The sequence below is a fragment of the Serratia sp. 506_PEND genome, from assembly GCF_001076875.1.
Lineage (GTDB): Bacteria > Pseudomonadota > Gammaproteobacteria > Enterobacterales > Enterobacteriaceae > Serratia > Serratia marcescens.
On record NZ_JVEL01000479.1, the window covers coordinates 1 to 8780 of the forward strand.

The 8780-nt window shown below is 55.5% G+C and carries 9 protein-coding genes; 4 read left to right on the forward strand and 5 right to left on the reverse strand.

The features are described from left to right. Window positions 1–178 precede the first annotated feature (178 nt). A complete protein-coding gene (gene dnaQ / locus ADK28_RS19395) occupies window positions 179–922 on the reverse strand; it encodes a DNA polymerase III subunit epsilon (protein WP_048796423.1) in 744 nt (247 codons plus the stop codon). A gap of 72 nt (window positions 923–994) precedes the next feature. Here dnaQ and rnhA point away from each other — a divergent pair, with 72 nt between their 5' ends. Continuing rightward, window positions 995–1462, forward strand: coding sequence for a ribonuclease HI (rnhA, locus tag ADK28_RS19400; protein WP_004930193.1), 468 nt, complete (start codon window positions 995–997; stop codon window positions 1460–1462). On the opposite strand, the gene ADK28_RS19405 is transcribed toward rnhA, so the two are convergent. Then, entirely contained in the window at window positions 1459–2178 is a 720-nt protein-coding gene (locus ADK28_RS19405) for a class I SAM-dependent methyltransferase (RefSeq protein WP_016929004.1), read from the reverse strand. The genes rnhA and ADK28_RS19405 overlap by 4 nt on opposite strands. Window positions 2179–2222: 44 nt before the next feature. On the opposite strand from ADK28_RS19405, the gene gloB reads away from it, so the two are divergent. After that, complete coding sequence (gene gloB, locus ADK28_RS19410) at window positions 2223–2978, forward strand: hydroxyacylglutathione hydrolase (RefSeq protein WP_048796424.1); 756 nt, start codon at window positions 2223–2225, stop codon at window positions 2976–2978. Window positions 2979–3049: 71 nt separating this feature from the next. After that, complete coding sequence (gene mltD, locus ADK28_RS19415) at window positions 3050–4432, forward strand: murein transglycosylase D (RefSeq protein WP_004930188.1); 1383 nt, start codon at window positions 3050–3052, stop codon at window positions 4430–4432. A gap of 51 nt (window positions 4433–4483) precedes the next feature. Here the strand turns inward: mltD and ADK28_RS19420 are convergent, their stop codons facing one another. Next, window positions 4484–5278 carry an endonuclease/exonuclease/phosphatase family protein gene (locus ADK28_RS19420; protein ID WP_028127832.1) on the reverse strand — a complete coding sequence of 265 codons (795 nt, stop codon included), beginning with the start codon at window positions 5276–5278 and terminating at the stop codon, window positions 4484–4486. Between the two features lie 240 nt (window positions 5279–5518). Then, window positions 5519–6694, reverse strand: a complete 1176-nt coding sequence (locus tag ADK28_RS19425) for an MFS transporter (protein ID WP_016929008.1) — start codon at window positions 6692–6694, stop codon at window positions 5519–5521. A 105-nt stretch (window positions 6695–6799) separates the two neighbouring features. Here ADK28_RS19425 and yafC point away from each other — a divergent pair, with 105 nt between their 5' ends. Beyond that, entirely contained in the window at window positions 6800–7687 is an 888-nt protein-coding gene (yafC, locus tag ADK28_RS19430; RefSeq protein WP_048796425.1) for a DNA-binding transcriptional regulator YafC, read from the forward strand. A gap of 47 nt (window positions 7688–7734) precedes the next feature. Here yafC and dkgB read toward each other — a convergent pair whose 3' ends face one another. Next, on the reverse strand, window positions 7735–8538 hold the full coding sequence (gene dkgB, locus ADK28_RS19435; RefSeq protein WP_016929009.1) for a 2,5-didehydrogluconate reductase DkgB: 804 nt from the start codon (window positions 8536–8538) through the stop codon (window positions 7735–7737). Window positions 8539–8780 lie beyond the last annotated feature (242 nt).

Sequence of the window (8780 nt, forward strand, 5' to 3'; positions counted from 1 at the left end):
AGGCAGGTATTCTAACCAACTGAACTACCGCTCCGCGCCATTCCCTCTTGCGGGGGAACGAGGCGCATATTACGGACGCCTCTCGGTTCCGTCAACGCCTTTTTCTCCGCAAATGAACCGTTTGCACAGTTTTTCAACGAAGATTCATCCGGTGAGGTTTTTTCACGCAAAAACGCCGTTATTCCGCCGGCGCCCCGCGCCACAGGCAGCTACCGCCCTTTTTTGCCACCAGATCCAGACGCGCCTCATGCGCCTTCACTTCTTCGTCACTGGCGTAGACCACTTTCATCGCCGTCGACGGACGGACAATGCGCTGTATTTCTTGCGCGGCGTCATTTTGCTGGGTATCCCCCTCCATCTGGAACGCTATCGAGGTCTGACCGCCGGTCATCGCCAGATAGACTTCCGCCAGGATCTCGGCATCGAGCAATGCGCCGTGCAGCGTACGCTTGCTGTTATCTATCTCATAACGGCTGCACAAGGCATCGAGGTTGTTGCGTTTGCCCGGGAACAGGCGACGCGCCATCAACAGGCTGTCGGTGATGGTGCAGAAGGTCTCGGTCTTCGGGATGCCCTGCTGCAACATGCGGAATTCGTGATCCATAAAGCCGATATCGAACGCCGCGTTATGGATCACCAGCTCGCCGCCGCGGATAAAGTCGAGGAATTCCTCGGCAACCTGATCGAAGGTCGGCTTGTCGGCCAGGAAGTCGTCGCTGATGCCGTGTACGCCGTAGGCTTCCGGATCCACCAGCCTATCCGGCTTGATGTAAACGTGGAAGTTGCGCCCGGTCAGGCGGCGGTTAATCACCTCCACCGCACCGATTTCGATGATACGGTGCCCTTCGTAGTGCACCCCAAGCTTGTTCATACCGGTGGTTTCGGTATCGAGGACAATCTGTCTGGTGGTTGTAGAGATCATATTGCAGTGCTCACAGCGCTCGTTTATGTCAGACTTGGCTTTTATAAAACTGATAGGAAGAGTCTACCAGAGATGCTCAAACAGGTAGAAATTTTCACCGACGGCTCCTGCCTTGGCAACCCCGGCCCCGGTGGCTACGGCGCGATACTACGCTATAAGCAGACGGAAAAAACCTTCAGCGAAGGATTTCGTCTGACCACCAATAACCGCATGGAAATGATGGCGGCGATCGTGGCGCTGGAAGCGCTGACCGTCCCCTGCGCCGTGACGCTCAGCACCGACAGCCAGTACGTGCGCCAGGGCATCACCAGCTGGATCCATAACTGGAAGAAACGCGGTTGGAAAACCGCCGACAAAAAACCGGTCAAAAATGTCGATCTGTGGCAGCGGCTGGATCAGGCCATTCAGCGCCACGAGGTGAAATGGGAATGGGTCAAGGGCCACGCCGGCCATCCGGAGAACGAACGTTGTGACGTGCTGGCGCGCGAAGCGGCCGGCAAACCGACGCAGGAAGACGTCGGTTACCAACCGGAAGCCTAAGGCAGCTTGCGATAGCTCTTGGTCGCGCCCACCGCGCGGCTGAGAGACGGCTTTCTCGCCCCCAGTTTCATCGGCGTAGGCGTCAGCGGCAAGGTGCGCTTACGCGCCACAATCACGCTCATGCAGCCCAGCGCCGGCAAATGGGTACATAAAAACTTGCCGCCCTTGCGGTGCCACGGCAGCACGTGAAAACGCGCCTGGTGCAACACCTCGTAATTCAGCAGGCTGAGCCAATCCAGCAGCCGCATCTGGGTAAACATGCGGCTGACATAGGGCTGGCGGCGACGCAACCCGGGCACCAGCTTGCCCAATCCCAGCAGGCTGAACGGATTGAAGCTGCTGATGACCAACCAGCCGTCGTCGATCAACACCCTGTCCACTTCACGCAGCATGCGGTGCGGATCGTCCGCATAGGACAGCGTATGCGCCAGCAGGCAGGCATCTACCGACTTGGCGGCGAACGGCAGTTGATAAGCATCGGCAACCACCTGCAGCCCTTCCCCCTCCAGCCCTACGTTAACCTGGTGGGAGATTGCGCATTTGTCCGTGGCCAGCTCGGCGCTGAGCATGCCCATCTTCAGCAGATGGAAACCGAACAGCTTGGGCCACCAGGGTTGCAACTGCCGCTCGAGCGCTTCACGATAGTACTCCCCCCACGGCAGCTCAGCCCAGGACTGCGGGCCGGTGAGCTTTTGTAGAGTATGGGCTGGTTTCATGATTTATTATCTTCTTTCAAGCCGTTGCCAACGAGAGGTACACCATGAATCTTATCAGCATTCCCGTCTTCCAGGACAATTACATTTGGTTATTGGATGACCGACAGGGGCGCTGCATTATCGTCGATCCGGGTGAAGCGCAGCCGGTACTTGAAGCGTTGCAGCGCCTGCAGCTGGCGCCGGCGGCGATCCTGCTGACCCACCATCATCACGATCACGTCGGCGGCGTGGCGCAGATCGTGACGCAGTATCCCGGCCTGGCCGTCTATGGGCCGCAAGAAACCGCGGACAAAGGCGCCAACCACATCGTCCGCGACGGCGACACCTTTGACATCGATGGCCGCCACTACAAGACTATCGCCGTTCCCGGTCATACGTTGGGCCATGTGGCATTCTATAGTGCCCCTTATCTGTTCTGCGGCGACACCATTTTCTCCGCCGGCTGCGGCAGGCTGTTTGAAGGCACCGCCAAACAAATGTACGACTCATTTCAACAACTCGCGCAACTTCCCGATAACACCTTAATTTGCTGCGCGCATGAATATACTCTTTCAAATCTTAAGTTTGCGCGGGCTATTTTGCCGGAAGATCGAGAGATTGAAACATATCAACAACATGTTGAAGCGTTAAGGGCAAAAGGCCAAGCCAGCGTGCCGACTACATTGCAATTAGAGCGCAAAATTAACCTATTTTTACGCTGCCATGACACTGATTTACAAAAGAAATTAGGCTTTAATTCACCACCCCAAAGCCTTCATTCAGTTTTTTCCGAATTACGCCTGCGGAAAGATAACTTCTAAGCTTTTAGTTGTGTTATTTGGCGAAGCAAAGTATTATTGCTCGTCTTTTAAGCAACTACATTGACACACACATGAAGGCTAAAGCGATATTTCTCGCCTCAGTCTTGCTAGTGGGTTGCCAGTCGTCCAGGCAGGACGCACCGGCGCCAGAACAGCATGCACAGAGTTTGTCTTCGGCTGGTCAAGATGGTGAAGCAGGAGAGTACACAGCAAATGGCCGAGCGAGCTCGGCGCGGTGGTTGGATAACAACAGCCCCGCCGCGCAACAGGACCTGTGGAACTTCATTAGCGACGAGCTGAAGATGGAGGTTCCGGAAAATTCCCGGATCCGTGATCAGAAAAGAAAGTACTTAAAAAGTAAGAGCTATCTCCACGATGTAACATTACGGGCAGAGCCGTACATGTACTGGATAGTCGGGCAGATTAAGAAACGTAATATGCCGATGGAACTGGTACTGCTACCCATAGTGGAGAGCGCTTTTGACCCACACGCCACGTCAAGTGCCAACGCCGCAGGGCTATGGCAAATCGTGCCGCAAACGGGTCGCAATTATGGTTTGAAAAACAATCAGTGGTATGACGGTCGACGCGATGTCGTCGCCTCAACAACCGCTGCGCTTAACATGATGCAGCGCTTGAACCGCATGTTTAACGGCGACTGGTTACTGACCGTAGCCGCCTATAACAGTGGTGAAGGCCGCGTGATGCAAGCGGTGAAGGCAAACAAACGCCAGGGTAAGCCAACCAATTTCTGGGCATTGTCGCTTCCGCGTGAAACGTCAATCTATGTCCCGAAAATGCTGGCGCTGAGCGACATCATCAAGAACAGCAAGAAGTACGGCGTGAAACTCCCGAAAACGGATGAAACCCGTGCGCTGGCGCGTATTGATGTCGGACAGCAGATCCAGCTGACTCAGGCGGCTGAGATGGCAGGACTTTCAGTCACCAAGATGAAAGCGTATAACCCAGGCTACAAAAAAGGCGTTACGGCACCCAACGGGCCCCATTACATCATGGTTCCCAAAGGACATGCCGAGCAACTGAAAGACTCGCTGGCCGATGGCCAGATCGCCGTGACTCAGCCAACGACGCAGTTGGCGAAGAACAGCGGTTTGACCGGTGGCAGTTCGTATAAAGTGCGCTCCGGCGACACCTTATCGGGCATTGCCAAGCGGCTGAACGTTAAGACCAGCGATTTGCAGAGTTGGAACAACTTACGCGCCAAGAGCGCCATAAAAGTTGGGCAAACCCTGCAAGTGGCCAGCAATACTGGCAGTAACAGCAGTATCACCTACCAGGTTCGTAAAGGTGATTCGCTCGCCAGTATCGCACGTCGTCACGGCGTCGATATTAACGACGTGATGCGTTGGAATTCAACGCTCGCCAAAGGCAACCTGCAGCCAGGTCTGAAGCTGACCCTGTTTGTCGGCAACAAGCTAACGCCGGATACCTAAGTTTCCGGCACAAAAAAGCACCCTGCGGGGTGCTTTTTTATTACCTGCGATTCACCAGACGGGAGAGTCTTTTTCCGGGTGGAACTCCACCAACAACGGATTGTGATCCGACGCGCTGGTCACCAATACCGACGCCTCCACCACCCCCAGATTGCGGTAAAATACGAAATCCAGCGGACGGCCGAAGGCCTTGCGGCGATGATCGTCGGCGAAGCTCACTTCGCGCAGCGCCATCTCTCCGGCGAAGTCATACAGCGCATTGATGCGCTTGCGGCTCCAGGCGTTGAAGTCCCCGGCCATGATCACCGGCCCCCGGTGGCTGGCGATCTGCTCACCGATTGGCCCCAGTTGCTTGCTGTAGACGTCGACGCCCAGGCTAAAGTTCACCGCATGGATGTTCACCACCATCAACAGCTCGCCGTTGTACAGCGGATAAACGGTGATCAGGGCCGACTTGGACAGCCGCAGCAGCGGCTCTCGCTCGCGCAGCGGGCAACAGTAAACAGGATGAGCGGCCGCCAGCGTCATCACGCCGGAAGGGTGCTGCGGCAGCACAAAGGCCGGTACCTGATCGGCCGCCAGGTAGTTGGCGGTAGCGTAGCTCACCAGCTCCGGCGTGGTTTGCGCCTCTTGCAACAGCACCAGTTGCGCGTCTTTGCCATGGTTTTTCAGCACCGAAAGCCAGTCGGCTCGCTGCTGTTTGAAAATATTCCACACCATAACGCGCAAGGCGCCGGTCGTCGGCAGCGCCGCCCCTGGCGGTAACGGCTGGTTAACGGCGCCAGGAAAGATTCGCTCAACTGGCTGACCTGCAACATACCGCATTGCATAAGTTCGTTTCGGCACGCGATTCGCCTATTACCCAGTAACATGAAAACTGGCGATGAAGACTCGCCAACGATGAATTGATTATACGCCTACCCCGCATAGAGGGCATGGCTTTTGCGGGCATCACCTTTTCAGTTATAGGGGCCACCTGCAGCGATTTCAATCTTCTGACGGTATAGCTGTGTAAAGGTGGGGGGATAATAGGTGAAAAATGCGAAAAGGCCCGCAAAACGCGGGCCAGGCAGTAATGGTTGCCTATCAAGCTGTTTGCCGCTGAGACTTTTTATCCAGACGGCCACTGAGGCTAACCAGCAACAATGCAACCACCACGATCAGCGCGCCAATCCAGGGGGTCTGTGCCAGCCCCAGCGAGGCAACGGTCTGGCCGCCAATCACCGAACCAAGCGCAATGCCGATGTTGAACGCCGCGATGTTGAGACCGGACGCCACATCCACCGCATTTGGCGTGTATTGCGCGGCTTTTTGTACCACATAGACCTGCAGCCCCGGCACGTTGCCGAAAGCGAACACGCCCATCGCAATCACCGTCAGCAAAGCGGCGATACTGTGGCTGGCGGTAAACTGAAACACCAGTAACAAAACGGCCAACGCGGCAAAGATAAAGCTCAACGCACGCACCGCCCCATGGCGATCGGCCAGCTTGCCCCCCCAGATGTTACCCACCGCCACCGCGACGCCATAAGCCAACAGTATCCAGCTCACGGTCGGAGCAGAGAAGCCCGCCAGTTCCTGCATCATCGGCGCAAGGAAGGTAAAAGTCGTGAAGACTCCGCCGTATCCCAATGCGGTAATTGCGTAAATCAGCAGCAGACGAGGATGGGTCAGTACTTTCATCTGTTCCCGCACGCCGGCGCTGCCCTGGTTCTTGATATTGTTCGGCACCAGAATAATGCTGGCCACCGTAGCGACCGCGCCAATCAGAGAAACGGCCAGGAAGGTTTCACGCCAGCCAAACTGCTGGCCGATGAACGTCCCTAACGGTACGCCGGTCACCAGCGCCACCGTCAGGCCACCAAACATGATGGCGATGGCGGAAGCCGCCTTCTCTTTCGCCACCAGGCTCGTCGCGATAGTGGAGCCGATAGAGAAGAACACGCCGTGCGCCAGGCCGGTCAACAACCGGGCAATCACCAGCGATTCATAGCTGGGTGATTGCCAGGCCAGCAGGTTGCCGAGAGTGAACAGCGCCATCAGGCCAACCAGCAGCAGCTTGCGCGGTATACGGCTGGTCAGGGCCGTCAGCACCGGCGCGCCAATGGCCACGCCGAGGGCATAGATAGTCACCAGCAATCCAGCGGACGGTACGGTCACCCCAAGCTGTTCCGCGATAGTCGGGATCAACCCGACAATCACGAACTCGGTCGTGCCGATAGCAAAAGCGCTGATGGTTAAGGCAAGTAATGCGAGTGGCATTTTTTACTCCGAAATAGCATTCAAGTTGATGACGGCTATTATCGGCCTATGCTTAAATGATAAAAATGCTCAAAATTTCAAATTAACTTTGCTATCGGAGCAAAAATGAAAGCAAACTCAGACGAGCTGATCACCTTTGTCACCGTAGTGGAAAGCGGCAGCTTCAGCCGAGCGGCCGAACGCCTGGAACAAGCGAACTCCGTAGTCAGCCGAACGGTGAAAAAACTGGAAAGCAAACTGGGCGTGACGTTGCTCAACCGCACCACGCGCCAAATCAGCCTGACTCAGGAAGGAGAGAGTTACTTTCGCCAGGTGCAGAAGGTACTGAACGACATGGCCGCGGCGGAAAATGCGCTGATGGAAAGCCGCCAGCGTCCGCAAGGCCTGCTGCGCGTCGACGCGGCAACGCCGGTGGTGCTGCACATGCTGACGCCTTTAGTGGCGGAGTTCCGCGAACGTTATCCTGAAATGTCGCTATCGCTGGTGTCTTCGGAAAACTTTATCAATTTGATCGAGCGAAAAGTGGATATCGCAATCCGCGTAGGCGAACTGACCGATTCCACCCTGAAAGCACGCAAACTGATGACCAGCTATCGGCATGTGCTCGCCTCTCCCGCCTATCTGGCTCAACACGGCACGCCACTAACGGTAGAAGATCTTGCACATCACTGCTGCATCGGCTTCAACGACCTGCCCAGCCTGAACCGCTGGCCACTGGCTTGTTCAGATGGCAGCCAGTTGGAAATCACCCCAGGCTTGACGACCAATAGCGGAGAAACCCAGCGCCATCTCTGTCTGCATGGCAACGGTATCGCCTGCCTGTCGGACTTTATGAGCGACGAAGATATCAAACGTGGAGATTTGGTTCCGATTCTGGTGGAAGCGACACTGCCGGTCGCCATGCCGATCAACGCGGTTTATTACAGCGACAGCGCCGTCAGCAACCGTCTGCGCAGCTTTATTGATTTTGTGAGTGAATACCTGAAACGATAAAAAAGGCGCCCCAATGGGCGCCTTATGCTGACTACTGCGAGGAATGATTAATCCCAGTTTGGCGCCAGACCTTCCGGGCTAACCAGACGGCCGTTGCACTCCAGTGCGGCAATCTGCGCCATATCTTCGTCGGTCAGCGTCAGTTGCTGCGCCAACAGGTTGCTCGCCAGGTTTTCACGCTTGGTCGAGGAAGGAATAACTGCATAGCCCAGTTTCAGTGCCCAAGCCAGGACAACCTGTGCTGGAGTTGCATTGTGACGAGCGGCGATGCTTTTGATCGTTTCATCCTGCAGCGCTTTGCCGTAGGCCAACGTCATGTAAGAGGTGATGGCGATGCCGTGCTGCTGCGCGAATTCTACCACCTTGCGGTTCTGCAAGAACGGTGACAGCTCGATTTGGTTGGTGGCGATTTCATCGGCGCCAATCGCGTCAATCGCTTGCTGCATCAAATCGATGGTGAAGTTAGATACGCCAATTTGGCGAGTCAGTCCCAGCTTTTTCGCTTCCAGCAGCTCAGCCATAAATTCGGCAACCGGCACTTCGTCGTTGGGTGACGGCCAGTGGATCAGCGTCAGATCAACGTAGGACGTTTGCAGTTTTTTCAGGCTTTCTTGCAGGCTTGGGATCAGCGCGCCTTTCGCCAGGTTCGCGATCCAAATCTTGGTGGTGATGAACAGGTCTTCACGTTTCACGCCGCTGGCAGCGATAGCCTGACCAACAGCCGCTTCGTTTTCATAGATCTGCGCGGTATCGATAGTGCGATAGCCCAGCTCGAGTGCGGTGCTGACAGAATCGATAACAACCTGATCCTGAAGGCGGAAAGTACCTAAACCAAATGCAGGGATGCTCATAATGTTTTCTCTCATTAACAGGTAGATGTGGTATGAGGAAGATTATGGCAACTTTTTTATTGATCAAAAACGCCTGGTTCGGCATAAGACTTTTGATCTAACGGCAACAATATGGGGGGGTAAGGCGGTAAGGAAGGACAATTCCGGCCTGAAAAGCGCAAAATGCAGATATGAAAAAGCCCTGAGTCGAGACTCAGGGCTTATCAATTAAGTGGCGGAACGGACGGGGCTCGAACCCGCGA

Bases quoted from the DNA above. Each gene is read 5' to 3' on its own strand.
- dnaQ (WP_048796423.1), bottom strand. From the start codon at position 922: ATGATCTCTACAACCACCAGACAGATTGTCCTCGATACCGAAACCACC.
- rnhA (WP_004930193.1), top strand. From the start codon at position 995: ATGCTCAAACAGGTAGAAATTTTCACCGACGGCTCCTGCCTTGGCAAC.
- ADK28_RS19405 (WP_016929004.1), bottom strand. From the start codon at position 2,178: ATGAAACCAGCCCATACTCTACAAAAGCTCACCGGCCCGCAGTCCTGG.
- gloB (WP_048796424.1), top strand. From the start codon at position 2,223: ATGAATCTTATCAGCATTCCCGTCTTCCAGGACAATTACATTTGGTTA.
- mltD (WP_004930188.1), top strand. From the start codon at position 3,050: ATGAAGGCTAAAGCGATATTTCTCGCCTCAGTCTTGCTAGTGGGTTGC.
- ADK28_RS19425 (WP_016929008.1), bottom strand. From the start codon at position 6,694: ATGCCACTCGCATTACTTGCCTTAACCATCAGCGCTTTTGCTATCGGC.
- yafC (WP_048796425.1), top strand. From the start codon at position 6,800: ATGAAAGCAAACTCAGACGAGCTGATCACCTTTGTCACCGTAGTGGAA.
- dkgB (WP_016929009.1), bottom strand. From the start codon at position 8,538: ATGAGCATCCCTGCATTTGGTTTAGGTACTTTCCGCCTTCAGGATCAG.